The organism is Desulfosporosinus acididurans (assembly GCF_001029285.1).
In the GTDB taxonomy this organism is placed as follows: domain Bacteria; phylum Bacillota; class Desulfitobacteriia; order Desulfitobacteriales; family Desulfitobacteriaceae; genus Desulfosporosinus; species Desulfosporosinus acididurans.
Genome location: NZ_LDZY01000008.1, coordinates 204,508 through 223,496 on the forward strand (window position 1 = coordinate 204,508; position 18,989 = coordinate 223,496).

Annotated in this window: 17 protein-coding genes and 2 other annotated features; of the genes, 13 read left to right on the forward strand and 4 right to left on the reverse strand. The window is 40.3% G+C overall.

What is annotated here, in order from left to right:
- The first annotated feature begins 104 nt into the window (after positions 1-104).
- From DEAC_RS13060 to mutY, 3 genes are all read left to right on the forward strand, one after another.
- Positions 105-2,510: an ATP-dependent DNA helicase gene (locus tag DEAC_RS13060; protein WP_047810495.1), complete on the forward strand. Its 2,406-nt coding sequence runs from the start codon at positions 105-107 to the stop codon at positions 2,508-2,510.
- Between the two features lie 116 nt (positions 2,511-2,626).
- Complete coding sequence (locus tag DEAC_RS13065) at positions 2,627-3,052, forward strand: EamA family transporter (protein ID WP_047810496.1); 426 nt, start codon at positions 2,627-2,629, stop codon at positions 3,050-3,052.
- A gap of 11 nt (positions 3,053-3,063) precedes the next feature.
- Complete coding sequence (gene mutY, locus DEAC_RS13070) at positions 3,064-4,290, forward strand: A/G-specific adenine glycosylase (protein ID WP_053006430.1); 1,227 nt, start codon at positions 3,064-3,066, stop codon at positions 4,288-4,290.
- Between the two features lie 4 nt (positions 4,291-4,294).
- On the opposite strand, the gene DEAC_RS13075 is transcribed toward mutY, so the two are convergent.
- Positions 4,295-4,492, reverse strand: coding sequence for a hypothetical protein (locus DEAC_RS13075; protein ID WP_047810497.1), 198 nt, complete (start codon positions 4,490-4,492; stop codon positions 4,295-4,297).
- A gap of 180 nt (positions 4,493-4,672) precedes the next feature.
- Positions 4,673-4,924, forward strand: a binding site (T-box leader).
- Positions 4,925-5,104: 180 nt separating this feature from the next.
- Here DEAC_RS13075 and DEAC_RS13080 point away from each other — a divergent pair.
- The 3 genes from DEAC_RS13080 to DEAC_RS13090 all read left to right on the forward strand — a co-directional run bounded on the left by DEAC_RS13080 (position 5,105) and on the right by DEAC_RS13090 (position 7,312).
- Positions 5,105-6,241, forward strand: a complete 1,137-nt coding sequence (locus DEAC_RS13080; protein WP_047810498.1) for a bifunctional 3-deoxy-7-phosphoheptulonate synthase/chorismate mutase — start codon at positions 5,105-5,107, stop codon at positions 6,239-6,241.
- A gap of 140 nt (positions 6,242-6,381) precedes the next feature.
- Positions 6,382-6,909 carry a nitroreductase family protein gene (locus DEAC_RS13085; RefSeq protein WP_047810499.1) on the forward strand — a complete coding sequence of 176 codons (528 nt, stop codon included), beginning with the start codon at positions 6,382-6,384 and terminating at the stop codon, positions 6,907-6,909.
- A gap of 61 nt (positions 6,910-6,970) precedes the next feature.
- Complete coding sequence (locus DEAC_RS13090) at positions 6,971-7,312, forward strand: HIT family protein (RefSeq protein WP_047810500.1); 342 nt, start codon at positions 6,971-6,973, stop codon at positions 7,310-7,312.
- A gap of 393 nt (positions 7,313-7,705) precedes the next feature.
- On the opposite strand, the gene DEAC_RS22290 is transcribed toward DEAC_RS13090, so the two are convergent.
- The gene (locus tag DEAC_RS22290) at positions 7,706-7,939 is read right to left on the reverse strand and encodes a hypothetical protein (RefSeq protein WP_161796454.1); all 234 of its coding nucleotides are present in this window, start codon (positions 7,937-7,939) and stop codon (positions 7,706-7,708) included.
- Between the two features lie 325 nt (positions 7,940-8,264).
- Here DEAC_RS22290 and DEAC_RS13100 point away from each other — a divergent pair, with 325 nt between their 5' ends.
- The 5 genes from DEAC_RS13100 (at position 8,265) to DEAC_RS13120 (ending at position 14,264) form a co-directional block, all read left to right on the forward strand.
- Positions 8,265-8,960 (forward strand): hypothetical protein, encoded by a 696-nt coding sequence (locus tag DEAC_RS13100; RefSeq protein ID WP_047810501.1) that lies wholly within the window; start codon positions 8,265-8,267, stop codon positions 8,958-8,960.
- Between the two features lie 149 nt (positions 8,961-9,109).
- The gene (locus DEAC_RS13105) at positions 9,110-10,318 is read left to right on the forward strand and encodes a sensor histidine kinase (RefSeq protein WP_047810502.1); all 1,209 of its coding nucleotides are present in this window, start codon (positions 9,110-9,112) and stop codon (positions 10,316-10,318) included.
- Positions 10,315-11,001, forward strand: coding sequence for a response regulator transcription factor (locus tag DEAC_RS13110; protein ID WP_047810503.1), 687 nt, complete (start codon positions 10,315-10,317; stop codon positions 10,999-11,001). The genes DEAC_RS13105 and DEAC_RS13110 overlap by 4 nt, the downstream gene beginning before the upstream one ends.
- Before the next feature lie 207 nt (positions 11,002-11,208).
- Positions 11,209-11,489: a binding site (T-box leader), on the forward strand.
- Between the two features lie 42 nt (positions 11,490-11,531).
- A complete protein-coding gene (locus DEAC_RS13115) occupies positions 11,532-13,055 on the forward strand; it encodes a 2-isopropylmalate synthase (protein WP_047810504.1) in 1,524 nt (507 codons plus the stop codon).
- A gap of 246 nt (positions 13,056-13,301) precedes the next feature.
- Positions 13,302-14,264, forward strand: coding sequence for a LysR family transcriptional regulator (locus DEAC_RS13120; RefSeq protein WP_047810505.1), 963 nt, complete (start codon positions 13,302-13,304; stop codon positions 14,262-14,264).
- Positions 14,265-14,538: 274 nt separating this feature from the next.
- Here the strand turns inward: DEAC_RS13120 and DEAC_RS13125 are convergent, their stop codons facing one another.
- Positions 14,539-15,069, reverse strand: a complete 531-nt coding sequence (locus DEAC_RS13125) for a cytochrome c3 family protein (protein ID WP_047810506.1) — start codon at positions 15,067-15,069, stop codon at positions 14,539-14,541.
- A gap of 188 nt (positions 15,070-15,257) precedes the next feature.
- On the opposite strand from DEAC_RS13125, the gene DEAC_RS13130 reads away from it, so the two are divergent.
- Complete coding sequence (locus tag DEAC_RS13130) at positions 15,258-16,334, forward strand: cytochrome c3 family protein (RefSeq protein ID WP_047810507.1); 1,077 nt, start codon at positions 15,258-15,260, stop codon at positions 16,332-16,334.
- 150 nt (positions 16,335-16,484) lie between these two features.
- Positions 16,485-18,071 carry an IS1182 family transposase gene (locus DEAC_RS13135; RefSeq protein ID WP_047810407.1) on the forward strand — a complete coding sequence of 529 codons (1,587 nt, stop codon included), beginning with the start codon at positions 16,485-16,487 and terminating at the stop codon, positions 18,069-18,071.
- Positions 18,072-18,244: 173 nt separating this feature from the next.
- Here DEAC_RS13135 and DEAC_RS13140 read toward each other — a convergent pair whose 3' ends face one another.
- On the reverse strand, positions 18,245-18,820 hold the full coding sequence (locus tag DEAC_RS13140) for a flavodoxin family protein (RefSeq protein WP_047810508.1): 576 nt from the start codon (positions 18,818-18,820) through the stop codon (positions 18,245-18,247).
- Between the last annotated feature and the right edge of the window lie 169 nt (positions 18,821-18,989).

Consider the following 18,989-nt stretch of genomic DNA (forward strand, 5'->3'; position numbering starts at 1 on the left):
ACTTTTGCTCTTTAAAGGATTCAAATAATCTTCGTCGAATTTCAGAGGAGAAGGTTATTTTGTTCAGCGTTAGCTGAACGACTTCACTTGGAAGGATTATTAGATTGAAAATTGTAAAAGTATCTGTACGAGAATTAGTTGAATTTGTGCTCAAGAAGGGAGACTTGAAGCCTGCCGCGATTGGGGCTGCTCGAACTCAAGATGGCATAAAAGCACATCAGTTAGTTCAAAGGCAAAGCGGTACGGATTACCTGCCAGAAGTGACGCTATCCTATCTTTATGTTCCCAAGGAGAAGCAGATCATTAGAGGAGTCGAAGAGGATATCTGCCTGGAAGTGAAAGGGAGAGCGGATGGGATCCTGAAAAGGGAATCTGGAGCCTGTGTAGACGAAATAAAAACGACGGCTATGGATTTAACCTTAATTGATGAATCAATAAGTGACATGCATTGGGCTCAAGCGCAGTGTTATGCCTTTATGTATGCTGCGCAGGAAGGCTTAGAAACGATTGATGTTCAGCTAACTTATTATCAGCTTGACACTGCTGAAATAAGAAAATTTAACAGATCATTTGCTTTTGAACAATTATCAGAGTTCTTTATTAATTTAGGAGAGAAATATCTGCTTTGGGCTTGCAGGCTCCAAGATTGGTATAACCAACGCGATTCAAGTATTCAGGAACTGCAATTTCCTTTTTCTGCCTATCGAAAGGGACAGAGGGAGTTGGCTGTAGGCGTTTATCAGACGATCAAATCCGGCCAGACACTTTTTGCCCAAGCTCCTACCGGCATCGGCAAAACTATGGGTACTTTATTCCCTGCCATCAAAGCGATGGGGGAAGGTTTAACGGTTCAAATTTTTTATCTGACTGCCAAAACAATTACTCGAACTGTGGCGGAAAAGGCTCTGACGGATTTACAGGTTCGAGGATTAAAAATCAAACGGCTTACACTCACTGCTAAGAAGAAGGTATGTTTCCAGCCAGAATCTTCGTGTCTGCCGGAGGAATGCCCTTTTGCCAAAGGCTACTACGACCGCCTTCGTGGGGCGGCGGAAGATATTTTTGCTGAAGAATCCTGGACTCGCCAAGTGCTTGAAGATTATGCCCGAAAGCATTCCATCTGTCCATTCGAATTTTCTTTGGAAATGGCCACTTGGGCTGATGTGGTTATAGGAGACTATAATTATGTGTTCGATCCTCGAGTTTATTTGAAACGATTTTTTCTTGACGGAGGGGATTATACTTTTTTAGTCGATGAGGCCCATAATTTAGTGGAGCGTGCTCGGGAGATGTTCTCGGCAGAGATAAGAAAGGAAAATTGGCTCGAGCTTAAACGACTTACCAAAGTGGATGATCCGAAACTGTCTAAAAGTTTAGCACGAGTTAACATGGCTATAATTAAAGAAAAAAAAGCTTGCTTGGCTGATAATTCGAAAGGAGAGAGCGTTGAAAAGGAGCTGCCTAGTGACCTAATTAAGGTTTTACGGCATTTTGTCAAAGCGGTTGAAACGTTCCTGAAATATAAAGATCAAACATATGATTGGCAGGAACAGCTTTTGGACCTTTATTTTCAGGCCCTGACCTTCCTTAGAACTGCAGAAAGTTTTGACTCTCATTACGTCACCTGTCTGCAATCTCAGGCAGACTTAAGGATTAAGCTGTTCTGCCTCGACCCCTCTGTTCGCTTGAGAGAAGCCTTAGAAAGAGGGAGGGCCTCAATTTTATTTTCAGCCACTCTGAGCCCTATGGATTATTTTATGAATGTTTTGGGAGGTGAGGAGACCTCGTTCAAATTGAGATTATCCTCACCCTTTCCTGCTGAGAATTTGCACGTAGTGATTCACAAAAGTATCTCTACCAAGTATAGGCAGCGAGCTTCTAGTTATGAGCAAATTGCTGAAACCATCGCCGCTGTTACCGTGCCTAAAGAGGGCAACTATCTTGTTTTCTTTCCTTCTTATGAATATTTGCAAGAGGTCTGTTTCAGATTTCAAGCGCAAAATCCTTTAGTTAAGGTAATTCAGCAAAGGTTAGGTATGCAGGAGGAGGAACGGGAGGAGTTTTTGGCAAGTTTTAGTGAACATCCCCATGAAACACTGATAGGCTTTGCCTTGATGGGCGGAATCTTTGGCGAAGGCATAGATTTAATGGGTGACCGTCTTTCCGGGGCCATAGTAGTGGGAGTTGGCCTGCCCCAGGTAGGATTTGAACGAGAGATAATTCGTGACTATTATGAAAAAGTAAGTCATGAAGGCTTTGAATTTTCCTATATATATCCCGGGATCAACAAAGTGCTGCAGGCAGTCGGCCGAGTAATCCGCACGGAAAAGGATAGAGGCATCGTCGTATTGATTGATGAACGTTTCGCTCAGCCGAAGTACAAAAGATTGCTCCCATCCGCATGGAGGAATATTCGATACGTGACCGATATTCGGGCTGTTCAGCAATCAATCGAGAACTTTTGGTCTCCAATGGTTCCCGAAAATAACAATGAGAATAGCTATAATTGATATCATTGTTAGGATTGAAATACGATTAGAATTAAAGGCCTAACAATAATTATTAAAGAACGCCGATTAAAGGATGTATCATAATTAAGATCATAGTAAGAAAATGAGGGTTGAATATGTTAGAATATATATTTCCTATAGTTCTTATTGTCCTATCAAATGTCGTTTATAATTTAGCTCAAAAAACTACTCCACAGAATGTCAACCCCTTTTCAGCGCTGCTGATCACCTATACAACTGCTGCTGTCTTTACGGCCGCAGCAGGCTTCGTCTATAGATCCGATAAGGGATTTATAGAGTCGTTTTCAAAATTAAATTGGACGAGTTTTGTCTTAGGAATTGCGATTGTTGGGCTAGAGGTAGGGTATTTAATTGCTTATCGTGTTGGTTGGAATATTGGGGTTGGTTCATTAGTTGCCAACATTATTCTGGCCGTTATTCTTATCCCTATTGGTATACTATTTTTTAATGAAGGGTTTTCATTGTATAAACTTTTGGGAGCTGTTTTGTGCATCTCCGGATTAATCCTGATTAACGTCTAAGGACATTTGAAATGGAAGCAGAAAGAACTATGATGCAAGATAATTTAACAGATTTTAGTATAGCCGAGTATTTATTACCTTGGTTTCATTCAGCAAAAAGGGATTTGCCTTGGCGTAAGACAAAAGATCCTTATATGATCTGGGTGTCTGAAGTGATGCTGCAGCAAACGCAGGTAAAAACAGTAATTCCTTATTTCGAACGATTTCTTCATCGCTTTCCAAATTTAAAAAAACTGGGTGAGGCCAGCTTTGAAGAGGTACTGACGGAATGGAGAGGATTGGGCTATTATTCAAGAGCTAAACGGATGTGGGAGGGAGCTCAATATCTTCTCACTCAAAGAGAGGGCGCAATGCCCGACAATTATGAACAGCTTTTGAAAGTGCCTGGTATTGGAAAGTATACTGCCGGAGCCGTAGCCAGTATTGCCTTTGGTGAGAAGGTTTCAGCTATTGATGGTAATGTTTTGCGAGTAATGTCTCGGTTATTGGCTTGGCCGGAGCCCGTAGAATCCGTCAAAAGTTATCGCAGATTTGATCAGTCTATTACTCTTTGGCAATCAACATCTGATCCGGGGGATTTTAATCAAGCTTTGATGGAACTTGGGGCTATGGTATGTACCTCCAAAAAGCCAAGCTGCGTTGAATGTCCCTTGTTTAAACTATGCCTTGGAAGAAAAGAGGGAAATGTTCTTCTTTACCCTGTAAAAAGGCCTAAACCTCAGCGTCAAGAGATGACACGTTTAACGTTTGTAATGAGGAGAGGGAATGAGGTATACCTGCAAAAACGTCCGTCCGATGGTTTGCTGGCGAGTCTCTGGGAACTTCCCGGTGTGGAAATTTTGCAGGAAAACCGCCGTAAAGATTTTCTGCTGTCCTTTTCTCAAAATGAATTGTTTCATCTTTATTATGAAGCGGTAAACGATCGCTCCTTTGATAAAGATGTTACCAAAGGGTTGTCCCAAGCTGCCACTCTTCAGGGCCCTCTATGGTATAATTTCAGTCATCGGCGGTGGAAAATTTTTTGGATCGTATTGGATATCAACGAAACTCTCGAGACTCAGCAATTACCTTTGCCAGTGTCGGTACATGAGCAACCCGAGACTGAACACAAACAACACCTGCTTGGTGAAAACAGGTGTTGGGTTTCACTTAATAAGATAAGTGCTCTTCCTCTTCCAGTGGCGTTTCGAGGAATCTTTCGCGAACTCTTAAAACATAATAATCATACTAATGTTTAATGATTTAAATCATTGATGCTGAACAATTGTCGTCGTTGTGGGAATCTTGGGACAGGGAAGAAAGAGAGCTGTTCCCTAATTGTGCTCGTTCAAGCCATTTTTTAGAAACCTTGCATTTAACGATATTTCCTTTTTCATCAGGTCCTTGGAGAGTAATCTTCTCCCCAAAAAGTGAATCCAATAACCCTATTGAAAAGCGCATATTCAAAACTCCTTTCCACGGTACATTGTAACTTTACAATACGAACCTTAAAATATCCTTAAGATTTCTTTATTTTTTCCTTTATAGGATCATGCTATACAAAGGTCAATAATGAATAATTTTCTGATATACACAGTTGACAAATAGCATACTTCTGTTATAATACTATTAATTAAATCCTTAAAAGCTTCGACGGAGAAAAGTAGGTTATATATTACCGTTCAGGGAGGAAGAGTCATGACTGCAAGCTCTTCTATGTGTGGTAATAACTGAAGTTCCCTCCTGAGCTTCCGGCTGAACAAAAAAAGTAGGCTAGGACGGTTCTTCTCCGTTAACTGGAAGGAGGTATCGGATATCATTCCCGTACCTTGTCGAGCGGCTTTATAGCCAAAAGTTGGGTGGTAACACGAGATAACGTTTCTCGTCCCGTCAGGGATGAGAAACTTTTTATTTTGCTGAACCTCCAGAACTCAACAAAGACGAGTTTGACGACAGTACCTTTTTGAGCGGACCATTTTGGTCAAATTGGGTGGTAACGCGGAAGTCCACGGCTTTCGTCCCTGGTGGGATGAACCGTGGACTTTTTTATTTAAACTACAAGGAGGAATTACCATGAAAGACTTAAAATTAGCCGGTGATAAGTCCAAGAAAAGTGTTATTAAGGTTGGTGACGTTTGTCTAGGCGGTAAAGAAATTGTTCTCATAGGAGGTCCTTGTGCTGTAGAATCGAGTATCCAAATGCAGAAAGCTGCTGCCGCAGTCAGACGTTCGGGAGGGAAAATTTTGCGTGGCGGTGTATTCAAACCGCGCACATCTCCCTATAGTTTTCAGGGGCTGGGGCTTGAAGGAGTCAACTATTTGGTACAGGCCGCAAGAGAGGAAGGCCTTTTATGTGTTACCGAAGTTATTGATCTCAGAAGTTTGGAAATGGTCGTCGATAAAGTTGATTTGCTGCAAATTGGCGCTCGTAACATGCAGAATTTCGAACTTCTAAAATTAGCAGGCAAAGTAAATAAGCCGATTATTCTTAAACGCGGATTGTCTGCGACTATAGAAGAGTGGCTGTTGGCTGCCGAATATATCATGGCGGCGGGGAATTCTCAAGTCATCTTATGTGAGCGCGGAATCCGAACGTTTGAACCCAGCACAAGAAATACGTTGGATTTAAGCGCTGTCGGGGTTGCCAAAGAACTGTCCCATCTCCCTGTAATCGTCGATCCCAGCCATGCAGCAGGAAGACGCGATTTAATCGCCTCCTTGTCCAAAGCGGCTGTGGCAAGCGGTGCCGATGGTTTGCTTATTGAAATGCATCCTAATCCTGAGGAGGCCATGAGTGATGGGCCTCAGTCTCTTACCCCGGAACAATTTATGACCTTAGCACAAGACTTGGAGCTCGTTGCACAATCTGTAGGAAGAAATTTTGTTAGTAGAGAAATGAGGGAAAATTTGGAAGCCTTGCGCTTTGAAATTGATCTCATCGATTATACTATTGTAGAGCGGCTTTCTAAACGCATGCAGATCGTCAGCAAGATTGGTGAGCAAAAACGACTGGATAAAGTTAAGGATGTTGGCCGAGAAAGAGATATCCTCCAACGTTTAGTTCCTCTGGCAGAAGAATTGCAGCTTTCTCCCGAATTTGTAAAAAGGATATATTCCTATGTATTTGAGTTTTCGGTGCAATCCCAAATCAAAAGCAAACTTACTGGGGATGATCAACTGGAATCCCTCTGTCCGATGGGAGGCAAGTAAAGCTTATGGAGATCTTCTCTCTGCTAAGGTGAGAAGATCTCTTTTTCCTTTTAAACATTGATTTTCTTGCCTTAATAAGGGTATTCTTAATTATAAGGTTAGTTTTTAAAATCTTTGAAAATAAGAAAGGGGTAAAAAAGATGTTAGATCTATTATATAAGCGGCGCAGTATTAGAAAATATACCGAAACAAAAATAAATCCGGAAACCGTTAAAATCTTGTTACAAGCTGCTTTACTCAGCCCATCATCCCGGGGCTTCAAACCCTGTCAATTCTTAGTGGTCGACGACCCGAAGTTATTGTCCCAATTAGCATCAGCCAAGAAAGGGGCTGGGCATTTAAAGGGTGCGGCTTTAGCCGTGGTGATACTGGCTGATCCTGAACGAAGCGATGTCTGGGTTGAAGACGCTGCTATAGCTGCCACTATTCTCCATTTAATGGCAGAATCTTTAGGCTTGGGATCATGTTGGATTCAACTTAGGAAACGACAACACACGGACACTGAGGCGGCAGAAGACTATGTACGTGGGATATTGGCAATTCCCGAAAAGTTAAAGGTGCCCATAATTATGGCCCTTGGATACCCTGCAGAGTCAAAATCTCCCTATACGGAGAAAAATATTAACTATGAAAATGTATATTCAAATACCTATGGAGTCCATTTATAGACATCAATTCGATGAAAGAATGAAGACAGAAAATAGAATTGAAAGATAAGGGGGGAGAGTTATGGTGGATTGTGTATTCTGTGGATTGCCTCCGGAAGCCACAATTATGGAAAACAATTACTTTAGAGTTATTTACGACAGAAATCCGGTTAGTAAAGGCCATGCTTTAATTATTTCCAAGCGTCATATGAGGAACATTTTTGAAGCCAGTGCTGAGGAAATGGCAGCAATGGGGAAACTGTTAAAACAGGTGAAGGAGAAACTGGATGAGGAGTATCAGCCTGATGGTTATAATGTAATGGCAAATATTGAAGCTGTCGCCGGTCAGTCTGTCTTTCACATGCATCTTCATGTTATTCCTCGCTATCTGGGGGACAATGATGTTCTAAAACGTATTCAGTAATAAACTTATAGCCGATCTAATATACCAATAGATTCAAAAAGCAAACATTGCCATGCTAGTAAGAGTTTGCTTTTTTATCATCCCCCGGAGCCAAATCTCTATGAGCAGAACAAGGGTTTTCTTGATTTTCTTACTAAAGAATAACCCTGTCGTCTCTGGGGGTAGAAGCTAATGGCTTTTTTAGCCTTGTCATTGAATTTAAGGTTAGTAATTAGGTACTCTTGATCCTTTCGATTTAACGGACGCAGTCTAAATGGATCCTTTCTACTGAATAATTCCTCAAGTACCGTCTCCTGAAATACTTCAAGATCGCGGCGATAAACAAAATAGCGTAGGCCGAGGGAAAATTGTATAAACAAAATTTTAGGATCTTGATTATGGATACCTATAAGTTTAATGGTTGGTTTCATCTCTGTTAATCCTTGCCCAGCCAACAAACATCTCGCGTATTTCCTTAACTCTTTTGGCAAAACACTTGGGACAAATTAAATACTCTGCAATTTGGTTTTGATTTAAAGCAGGGTCGGGATTGCGGAAGAAGTGATCCTGTTCATAGACTTTTGTGGTAAAAAAATTATTAGAACCTAATTGGGAAACGATGAGTAATGCTTCGGTGTCTAATAACATGTTAGTAATTGCCACTGTTAAAAACGCCTCGATCCTTTCATTTAGTCTTAAAAATAGTTATCTTATAGTTAGTAGTTCCCAAAAGTTTCTTTTGCATTCTTATAAATCGGTACCAAACCAAACAGTATGGACAGGATTGTTTAGTGAATATAGTTGGTTTTGCTGAAATGAAATTACTGATTATACTTTCTTATTTGCTTTAGATGTATATTTTTTACCAGAAAATTTCAGGGATTTTTATAGAATTTTTATAATTGCTTAAAAGGGAGTTTAAAGCCTTCATTTATAATGACCACTGTAGTTAAGAAACAAGGAGGTCATTTTGATGAGCGGATTTAAACTTTTGTATGATGTAATTAATACCATGAAAGATAAGGAGGTTATAAACGGGACGTTAAAAGTAGAAGGGACAAAAGATCAAACCAAAATAGTTGATTTTAAGAACGAGTTTGAAAAAAATTTATCCAGCGGAGAGACAAAAGTAAAAATTAACTCTGAACTAGACTATAATGGCAAGAAGTTCAAACATGAAAGCCAAACGGAGTTCACGATTCCGGGGTGTCATGGGTATATGCGGCATGGTTTTATGAAACACCATCATCACTATTTTCATAATCAAGGCGGATGTGGTATTGAAGATCAGGAGGGCCACAGAAGGATAGGAATTCGAGGAAAGTTAACTAGGTTAGCCAATATCCTCAATGTTATTAATCAAATTAAGGTGGAAGAGAACGAGAATCAATCTGTAAAGCTTTCTCTAAGTTTAAAAGAGCTTCCTGAAGAAATGAAAAAGGTTTTTCAAGAAAGAATAAGTCAACACAGGCTTCCTGAGCACCATCAGCATCATGCTTTAATGAACGAGTTTTTTGCTCTTCAAGACTCTGACGTTCAATGTAACCTTTGGATTAATAATTCAAAAGAAATAGAACGAATTTTGTTAACCATTAAGGGTAAGCAGCAAATTCAAGAAACGGATGAGATGCATAATCTTCAGCTTACGGTAGAATTGCTGCTGTTTTAATACTCCAATCAAGCCGCAAAAATTCAGGGCACAGAACAATTGAATTGTTTTGGGCCCTGATTCTCAGTATAATGGACACGAATCTGCGGTATTCAGTTACAAAATGGAAGAAAACGGTGATTAAAGTGCTTAGGAGCCTATTGGAACGTATGTCGCTAATTATGAAGAAGCATAAAATAGCACATCTAAAAAAGCATCAGGAATTTCATCAATGTCATATGGATTTTTATCAGCAGCATGGAGAGCTGTTTCAGCATCAGGAATTCCAGAAAAAACACCGGCAATTCATTCAAGATCATAGGTCTCTGCGCTTTTTTCGGCCTATGAGTGTCATCTTTAACTTGGTCATCCTCTATTTGCTTTTTAAATGGCTAGGAATACGTTCAATTAGTCTTTTTTTTGCAGTATTTATCATTGTAAAGGAAACTTTACAGTTCTCTTTCCTAAGGCGATTAGAAAAGAGAATTTTTAGACCTATTCGTAAACTCCAAAATGGAGTAGAAGAAGTTGCTCAAGGAAATTATAATGTTCAAGTTGAGAGCGATAAGACTTGTGATCTAGGTTTTATCGGGTTATTAGTGGATTCATTTAACGAAATGGCTCTCAAACTGCAAGCCGGTGAGAAAATGAAGCAGGAGTATGAAGAGAACCGTAAGACTTTAATTGCCAATATATCCCACGACCTTAAAACTCCTATTACTTCTGTCCAAGGTTATCTCGAAGCAATATTGGATGGCGTTGGCAATTCACCGCAGAAAGTCGATAAATATCTTAGGACGATATATCAAAACACCATTTACATCGATAAGCTGATCGATGATCTCTTTTTGTTTTCTAAATTAGATATGCAAAAATTAGAGTTTAACTTTGAAGTTATTCCAATTCAGGCATTCATGGAAGATCTTATGGAAGAATTCAAATTTGAGATGGAAGAAAGAAACATCGATTTTCACTATCAGAACAAAATGGAAGATGACTGTGATCTTAATCTCGATAGGAAACGAATAAATCAGGCCTTTAAAAACATCATCGGAAATGCCGTTAAATATGGTTCGAACAAAGATTTAGTCATTTGTATTACCATGAAAAGAAATGATGACATTGTTGCAATCGACATAGAAGATAATGGACCGGGAATTCCTGGAGATAAACTTCCCTATATCTTTAATCGATTTTACAGAATAGATAACGAGCGTACGAAAGACTTAATGAGTACGGGGCTCGGCCTCGCCATTGCTAAGGAACTTATCCAAGCCCATGGAGGTTCGATTACCGTTTCTAGCATTGAACAGAAAGGCACCTGTTTTTCGCTGGAATTTCCAATAGTGAAGAAAACGAAAGAAGGAGGCAAAGAATGAAACGGATATTAATTATTGAAGATGATTTGAATATTGCGGAACTTGAACGAGATTATCTCCTCTTAAATGGTTATGACGCTGAAATCGTTCAAGATGGCATTCAGGGCCTAAAAAATGCTCTAACCGGACGATACGATGTAATTATTGTTGATTTAATGCTGCCCAGTAAAGATGGCTACCAGATTACCAAGGAAATACGCGAAAAGTATGAGATTCCGGTAATTATCGTATCTGCCAAAAATGAAGATATCGATAAAATCAGAGGGCTGGGGTTTGGAGCCGATGATTATTTAACGAAACCTTTCAGTCCCGCCGAACTGGCGGCAAGGGTTAAATCGCATATAACAAGATATGAACGGCTCAAAGGTAAAATAGTTGCTCCTGAAGTGATAATCCATCGAGGATTGGAAATAAATACGGCCTCCCATAAAGTATTTGTTAATGGCAAAGAGGTTTTGCTAACGACTACAGAATATGAGCTTTTGGCTTTTTTCGCCGCGAATCCCAACATTGTTTTTAGTAAAGAACATATCCTCGCCGCGATTTGGGGAGATACATACTTTGGAGATACTGCCACCGTTTCTGTTCATATACAGAAGATTAGAAAAAAGATTGAAAGAGACCCGTCTAATCCCGAGTATATAGAAACTTTATGGGGTGCAGGATATCGCTTTAATGGCTGATATTTTGGCAGAAGGGTTAGTGGTTCCCATGCCTTGCTGAACGAGTTCACTTCTCTTTAGATTTGGAAACGTTTTTATTAGCTTAAATTAAGGAATCTTGGCCTTAAATCAAGGAGAATTGTTATAGGTCAGAAGACATTTTTGGATAGAATTCTAAAAAAGACTTGACAATTAAATGAAGTAGTGTCAATATAATAAAAAAATGCTAAAACGACGATGAGAGGAACTATTACAATTCAGATTTCCATGTCAGCGAGCTGCCGGATGGTGCAAGGCAGTTTTGGGATAGAATTAGAACTCTTCCTCGAGTAGCCGACCGAAATTAATTGTTAAAGTAGGCTCGGACGGGTCTTCCGCCGTTACAAGGAAGAGGATATCGGATCATCGAAGGTCATGTTAATAACCTCGAAAAGGTCCCGTATCTGGAAGAGAAGGCAACTTGTGTTGTCAACTTGAGTGGTACCGCGAATTAACCCTTCGTCTCAAATCAGAGACGAAGGGTTTGATTATTTTTAAGGAGGTTTTTGTCAATGAAAAAATTATATGTTTTTGATACGACGCTTCGTGATGGAGAGCAATCTCTAGGAATAACCCTTAATGTAAAGGAAAAACTTGAAATTGGGCACCAGTTAGTAAAACTTGGTGTTGATATTATTGAAGCCGGTTTCCCGGCCTCTTCTCCGGGAGATTTTGAATCTGTTCAAACAATGGCGCAAGAGATAAAAGGAGTTACGATCTGTGGCTTAACCCGGGCGGTAGCCAAGGATATCGACATCTGTGCCGATGCCCTGCGCAAGGCCGAATATCCAAGAATCCATACTGGAATTGGAGTTTCTCCTGTTCATATGGCCAAAAAGTTAAATCTAACCCCTGATCGAGTCATTGAACAGGCGGTTTCCGCAGTTAAATACGCCAAAAAATATGTCAGTGACGTAGAATTTTATGCTGAAGATGCTTTTCGCGGTGAGCCGGCATTTTTGGCCAAAGTTATTGAAGCTGTTATTTCTGCAGGAGCAACTGTGGTCAACCTGCCGGATACTGTGGGATATGCAAGTCCTTGGGAATATGGTGACCTCATAAGTTTTGTCATCCAAAATGTTAAAAACATTGATCAAGCTATCGTCAGTGTCCATTGTCATAATGATTTAGGAATGGCTACAGCCAATTCTCTGGCAGGAATCAAAGCAGGTGCACGTCAAGTTGAAGGAACTATAAATGGAATTGGAGAAAGAGCCGGGAATACCTCATTAGAAGAAGTTATAATGGCCATTTTTACTCAGCGCGATGGATATGGTATAGAAAGCAGCATTAATCACCGCGAAATTTCCGCGACAAGCAGATTGGTCTCTCGGATAACCGGAGTGACGATCCCAGACCATAAAGCAATAGTTGGGGCAAATGCTTTTAATCATGCTTCAGGTATTCACCAAGATGGAGTCTTGAAAGACAGGGAAACCTATGAAATTATCCAACCTGAAACAATTGGGGTTCCTAAGAATAATATTAATCTGACCGCCCGGTCTGGAAGACATGCTTTGCAATTTCGGCTTGAGGAACTAGGCTATAAAGTGGAAGGAGCACAATTAGATGATGTTTATCAGAGGTTCTTACTTTTAGCTGATCAGAAAAAAGAGATTTTTGACCAAGATCTCTATGTTTTAATGGGCGATTCAGATGACAAGGAGAACAGCATTATTTTCCATAGTATGTCTATAGCGACCTCAGGCGTCGGAATGGCAACGGCCACAGTAACTTTGGAGTTTGCAGGAAAAGTAACCACTGATGCTGCCTGCGGCAATGGCCCTGTTAACGCTCTGTTTAATACCATCGACAGGATAACAGGCAATAAAGCAACACTCGAATACTATGACGTTAAATCAGTTACGCGAAGCAGCGAAGCGCTTGGAGAGGCTACAATTAAACTGCGTTACGAGGATGGGCATTCAGTCGTCGGCAAAGGATTTTCTACAGACGTTATAGAAGCTAGTGCCAAAGCCTATATTAATGCTTTAGTTAAAAGAACTCCTGCAGCAGAGTCTTCTATTGCTATATAGTGTGATTTCAAAATTATTTGTGATAGAAGCTTTATTGTTTTACAAAAAATAGAAAGTCTTCGCCATTTATTCACTTGCCGAAGGATCTCAAAAGAGACAGTCTAAACTTAGGTTTTGATTGTCTCTTTTTAACGTTTAAAGATAATTCACCCTAATATTTCGGGATTGAGGGAAGGAAAAATAAGAAGTTCAGCGAAATGAATTGATATAATGAACTCAGGGGATCATGAAGGGAGATACTGCACCATGGAACAACACTTTCTTGTATTTAAAGAAGTGGCCGAAACAAAAAATATAACTTTGTCCTCTAAAAACCTTCATATGAGTCAGCCTAGTATTAGTTTGCAGATTCAAAATTTAGAAAACCATTATGGAGCTCGTTTTTTTGATCGAACTAATAAAGGCGTTACCTTAACTAAAGAAGGTGAAGTGTTTTATAAACATGTACGGAGTGTCTTAGGGATCTTAGCAAATGCCAGGGAACAGATTTGTGCTTTGGCTAAAGACCAAAGAAGGCTCATTACTCTTGGCGCAACTTTAACGATTGGAGAATATATTCTTCCCAATATTTTAGCCTTTTTGTTTAGAGCTCACCCTGGAGTTGATTTTAAAGTAAAAATTGCGAATACCGGCTCTATAACTCAAGATGTTTTGGAAAAGAAAATTCATATTGGCTTAATTGAAGGACCAGCTCCGCATCATAAGGATCTTAATGTGGAGAGCTTTTGGGAAGATGAACTGGTTGTCGTTTTACCATATTTTCACCCCTGGGCAACAAGAAAAAGTATTGCTCTCTCAGAACTGCCTTATGAGCGGTTGGTAGCCAGAGAGGTTGGTTCTGGGACACGGAAAGTCATGGAAAATGCCATTAAAGAGAGAGGGCTCGATCCTGCGCAGTTAAATATCACTATGGAGTTGGGAAGTACTCAGGCTATCAAACAAGTCGTTGCCGCAGGATTAGGTATTACAATCATTTCGTCCTTGACCGTTCGCAAAGATTATGATCAAAGAATTTTTAAAACCTTGAAAATTCAGGATGCCCCAGTTTATCGTCCTCTAAGCATTTTGACCAATGCTCATTCAACGCAGACAAAAGATGAACGCCGCTTAACTGATTTGCTTCATGATCGCGAATTACTATCAGAAATATTAAGTAAAGATTATAATGAATTAGATGATAATAATAAATTGGGACTTAATGCCAAGTAAAAGGGAAGTAAATAATAGACAGGTAGCTAAATAATAGACAGGTAGCTAAATAATAGATAGATGACTAAATAATATAATAGATAGTATAGCACTAATGATCTCTTTCACTAATGATTTCATTTATTAACGGAATAACCAAATACAGGCAAAAGCCTTCTGGAGATAACAAGAAGGCTTTTATATTTGGGTTTTATAGGTATTCATTTATATATCCTCCCAAATAAGAATCCCTCAGGTCCGAGTAAAAAGGACCTGAGGGATTTTATAGTTTCAATTATTGAGATGGAGTAGAAGGTGTTGAGCCTGATGGTGTTGCATGACCTACATTTCCATGACACGATATACAGTTAACATTACCCGAAATCATGGGTTGGTGGCTGATTGGCGGGGCATTCGGTGCAGAACCGGGGGCTAGGGTTATGTTTTTTGCATTTGGGTATGCGCTATCTTTTCCGCTATGACAATATAAGCATGCATCGATATGGGGGGTCCATTGGATTTGAGACGGAACCTGATGAGTAAAATGGAGATACAGTTCTTTGTAACTACTTACTTTACGAACTATGTAGCCTAGATTTCCTGGTGCAGCATGACAACTCAGGCACTCTACACTTTTATGAGGCCCTTTTTCCCAAGAAGCAACTTGGGGGGCGATTTCATGGCAGGAAGTACAGAATTGTGGACGAGAGGTATAATGCATCCCTGCATATGCTCCAACGAGTAATACTACAAGTACAAGTAATCCAATAAGCACAGTTCTTTGGGCCTTGTTGGCTTTAGCGGGTTGCCCTTCGTTCGGTGCCATCGTCATCACTCCCTTTTTGAAACATTTTTGTCTAACATTTACTACTTCATTCGGTTCTTATTGTTGCAAAAATTCTCGAAAAATATGTAATAGTAAATGAAGTAATCGTTCGTTTTAATGGAGTATAAAAGAATCTTTTTTCGGTAAACTATGGATGTTTAAGGAACCAGTGAAGGAGGTAATTTTTAGTGCGTCGGCTTAAAATTCTTGTTTTATCTATTTTGACATTAGTCATTATCACTCTCGTAGCAGCTTGCAATACCCAGACACCTGCACCAACAACGCCGCAAACTTCGACACCCAATGTAACACAGACAGCGAGTACCAATTTAACTTATGTGGGCGAACAAACTTGTCAATCATGTCATAAAAAAGGAAATTATGATAAGACGCCTCATCATCAGTCTTTTAAACCACTGTCGGCCTACAAATTCGACAAAACGTATGGGACAGTTACCGTTTATGATGGTGCGGCCAATGATGCAAAATCTGCCTCAATTGATCTAAGCAAAGCCCTAGGAGTACAAATGGATACTTATGTAATTGCTGAAATTCCAAAAACCGCTGGTTTTGCCAAGCAGTTCTATCGAGTTGGACGCGTTACGAAAAACTCGGACGGAACGTATAAGATCCAAAGTGCTGGTTTAGTTAAAGGAACTCAGAACTGGTCTGCTGAAGATTACAGTTGCCTCGAATGCCATAGCCCCGGCATGGGGAAAGCCGGTTCACCAGATTTAACGATTACCTGCGAATCATGTCATGGTCCCGGTAGTGCACATATTGCAGCTACTTCGGACGATCAGAGGAAAGCGACAATGCCGCTGCCAACATCTCAAACTTGCCTGAAGTGTCATAAGAGCGATCCGACGAAGGATACCACTCCGGGAGCTACACCTGGGGCTATCATTACAACAAACCACTATGGTACACGTGACTATACTTTCAGTAAGCATAACACGACCGGTATGATCAACGGATGCCTGACTTGTCACATACCACACGCTCCAGACGCCAAGGGCGGATTATTAAGGAATGCCAATCCAAATGAAATTTGCGCCACTTGCCATGCTGGTAAAAATTACGACGTCAACACGATTATGTGGGATAACAAGTCTGATCCACACGGCCACATAACCCCTGATCACAGCTTTACTGCTGTTCCCGAGTCTGCTACAAAAGTCAATCCAAAGACTAAAAACGTAGAAATCACTGATCCTACTGTGCTTAACATGATTAAGAAAGCATTGCCTAATCTGGCAAAGTAAAAATTCTTCTCCAAAATGAAGGGGCTGTGTGAAAACACAGCCGAGAGAAACCGCTAGAAATCATTAGATTTCGGCGGTTTCTCCGCGTATTCGGAAGAAAAATGGTATAATTATGACAAGGAAAGAACGAATGAGGCAGGTGTTTTCTCCTTGTCAAAACCGGGTAAAAAAGTACATAACCAAGTTGTTTTTAAAGAGTATAATCAGAATCAACTGAGCTTACCAATAGATTTGGAATGTCTTATTCCTCCCAATCATATGGTCAGAGTGGTAAACTCTGCTATCGATCAAATGAATCTGGAACCTCTTTTAGCTAAATATCCGGGAGGTGGACGTTCGAGTTATCATCCCGTCATGATGACCAAACTGATCGTTTATGCCTATGCTGATAAAACGTTTTCTAGCCGCCGCATAGAAAAGGCAGCCCGCGAAAACATCATGTATATGTGGTTGTGCGGAGGAAATAGTCCGGATTTTAAAACCATCAACAGCTTTCGGGGCGAACGTATGAAAGATGTGTTGGTTGAGATTTTTAGTGAGGCTGTTGAACTTTTACATAAACAAGGCTATATCAAGCTGGAAAATTATTTCTTAGACGGGACAAAAATAGAAGCCAATGCTAATAAGTACAGCTGGGTCTGGGGAAAATCAACCAAGCGCTACAAAGAAAAGCTGCGGGAAAAGTGCCGAGAACTCTTTGAATTTGCGGAGCTAACCAATCAGAAAGAAAATGAGGAGTATGGGGACCGGAACCTGGAAGAACTAGGAGAAGAAAAACCGATTGACTCCCAGGCTATAGAAGAAGCGGTTAAAAAGATCGATGAACGATTGGCCCAAAACCCAAAGGAAAAGAAATTCATTAAAGTTAAACGAGTCTTACTGAAAGATTACTTACCTCGTATGAAGAACTACGAAAAACAAGAGGAACTGCTGGCAGAGCGCAACAGTTATTCGAAAACGGATACAGACGCCACCTTCATGCGAATGAAAGAAGATGCTATGAAGAACGGGCAATTAAAGCCGGGTTACAATGTCCAAATAGGAACAGAAAATCAATTTGTCGTAGGATATAGTATCCATCAATCAGCAGGCGATACCAATTGCATGAAAGAACATCTGGAAGAATTGAAGAAAAACTTAGGGGGGAAACTCCCTGCCAACATTGTTGCCGATGCGGGATATGGCAGTGAAGAGAATTACGAATATCTGACTCAAAAGAACCTTGGGAACTATGTAAAATATAATACCTTTCATAAGGAAGCAACGGCCAAGTGGAAATCCGATCCGACGCTGGTTCAGAATTGGCTCTATGATAAGGAGAAGGATGAATACACGTGCGGGTTTGGGAGGGTTCTAAGGTTCAAGCACATAAAAACTCAGAAAAGCAAAAGGGGCTATCAAAGTACAATCCGAGTCTATCAAAGTGATGATTGTCAAGATTGTCCCTACCGCAAACGTTGTATTAAGCAAAGTAATAATGCGAATTTTAAGAAGCAGATCAACATTAACCCTAAAGGCAATGAACTAAAAGCAGAGGCAAGGGCTAATCTGACCAGCGAATATGGGATAAAAATGCGTAGCTTAAGACCTATAGAGGTGGAAAGTGTCTTTGGAGATATCAAAGGCAATTTTGGTGTGCGACGATTTATCCTAAAGGGATTGGAAAAGGTCAAGCTGGAGTGGGGATTACATTGTATTGCCCATAACATGAGAAAACTGACTGTCGTCTTAGGATAGACGGTCAGTCAGTTTAGCCTTCCCCATTCGAAACCTATTGAGGGGCTGTGAGAAACAAAGTTTCAACACAGCCCCTTCGTGGTAAGCAGAGGGACAGCCATTTCCTTTGACATATTTTTTGAAGTGCAAGCTATCAGTTATCAGCGTGTTATCAGGACCGTCCCCCTAACACATTAACGAACTTGCTTTAAAAGCTTTGCCATATTCTGACCAAGAACTTGGAAAGTCTGAATCCCTTCAGCGTCTTTTTGGACATCACCAGGATCACAGGATAACGTCATATTCCAGTAGCTAGAAGAACAGATAACCATTTCGGCTATACCGAAAAAGAAGTTAATGGCAGAGTATGTAAAGGTAGATCCTGCTCTGCGGACGGAAACCACTGCAGTTCCGACTTTTCCTCTTAACAATGACCCTCCATTGGCTTTCGCAACATATCCGCAGCGGTCGATTAGAGCTTTTACTTCTGTACTCACATTACTAAAGTAGGTGGGTGAACCAATAATTATCCCATCTGCCTGCTCTATTTTTTCGATGAATGTATTCATCTCATCGTCCTTACGGGCACAGCGATTATCTTTGTTTTTTCCACATTGGCCGCAAGCCAGGCAGCCAAAGACCTTACGTCCCCCTAATTGAACGATTTCAGTCTCGATTCCCTCTTTCTCTAATTCAGCCAAGACCATTTTAAGGCTTTGTGCAGTATTGCCATTAACTCGAGGGCTGCCATTAAATGCAACAACTTTCATAATCTAACGCTCCCATTCTATATTTTTGAAATCGTGACTGGTATAATAATAAACAATATGCATTTACTTAACAAGTACGTACTTTTATGTGCTATAGTATCTAATTATATACTTAACTTGATCTATCAGTTTTGTTAATGTGAAACAGGCTTAAATGAAGTCAAGCTAA

Bases quoted from the DNA above. Each gene is read 5' to 3' on its own strand.
- DEAC_RS13110 (WP_047810503.1), top strand. From the start codon at position 10,315: ATGAAACGGATATTAATTATTGAAGATGATTTGAATATTGCGGAACTT.
- DEAC_RS22290 (WP_161796454.1), bottom strand. From the start codon at position 7,939: ATGTTATTAGACACCGAAGCATTACTCATCGTTTCCCAATTAGGTTCT.
- DEAC_RS13140 (WP_047810508.1), bottom strand. From the start codon at position 18,820: ATGAAAGTTGTTGCATTTAATGGCAGCCCTCGAGTTAATGGCAATACT.
- DEAC_RS13105 (WP_047810502.1), top strand. From the start codon at position 9,110: ATGTCGCTAATTATGAAGAAGCATAAAATAGCACATCTAAAAAAGCAT.
- DEAC_RS13125 (WP_047810506.1), bottom strand. From the start codon at position 15,069: ATGGCACCGAACGAAGGGCAACCCGCTAAAGCCAACAAGGCCCAAAGA.
- DEAC_RS13120 (WP_047810505.1), top strand. From the start codon at position 13,302: ATGGAACAACACTTTCTTGTATTTAAAGAAGTGGCCGAAACAAAAAAT.
- DEAC_RS13090 (WP_047810500.1), top strand. From the start codon at position 6,971: ATGGTGGATTGTGTATTCTGTGGATTGCCTCCGGAAGCCACAATTATG.
- mutY (WP_053006430.1), top strand. From the start codon at position 3,064: ATGGAAGCAGAAAGAACTATGATGCAAGATAATTTAACAGATTTTAGT.
- DEAC_RS13080 (WP_047810498.1), top strand. From the start codon at position 5,105: ATGAAAGACTTAAAATTAGCCGGTGATAAGTCCAAGAAAAGTGTTATT.
- DEAC_RS13075 (WP_047810497.1), bottom strand. From the start codon at position 4,492: ATGCGCTTTTCAATAGGGTTATTGGATTCACTTTTTGGGGAGAAGATT.
- DEAC_RS13100 (WP_047810501.1), top strand. From the start codon at position 8,265: ATGAGCGGATTTAAACTTTTGTATGATGTAATTAATACCATGAAAGAT.
- DEAC_RS13065 (WP_047810496.1), top strand. From the start codon at position 2,627: ATGTTAGAATATATATTTCCTATAGTTCTTATTGTCCTATCAAATGTC.
- DEAC_RS13085 (WP_047810499.1), top strand. From the start codon at position 6,382: ATGTTAGATCTATTATATAAGCGGCGCAGTATTAGAAAATATACCGAA.
- DEAC_RS13115 (WP_047810504.1), top strand. From the start codon at position 11,532: ATGAAAAAATTATATGTTTTTGATACGACGCTTCGTGATGGAGAGCAA.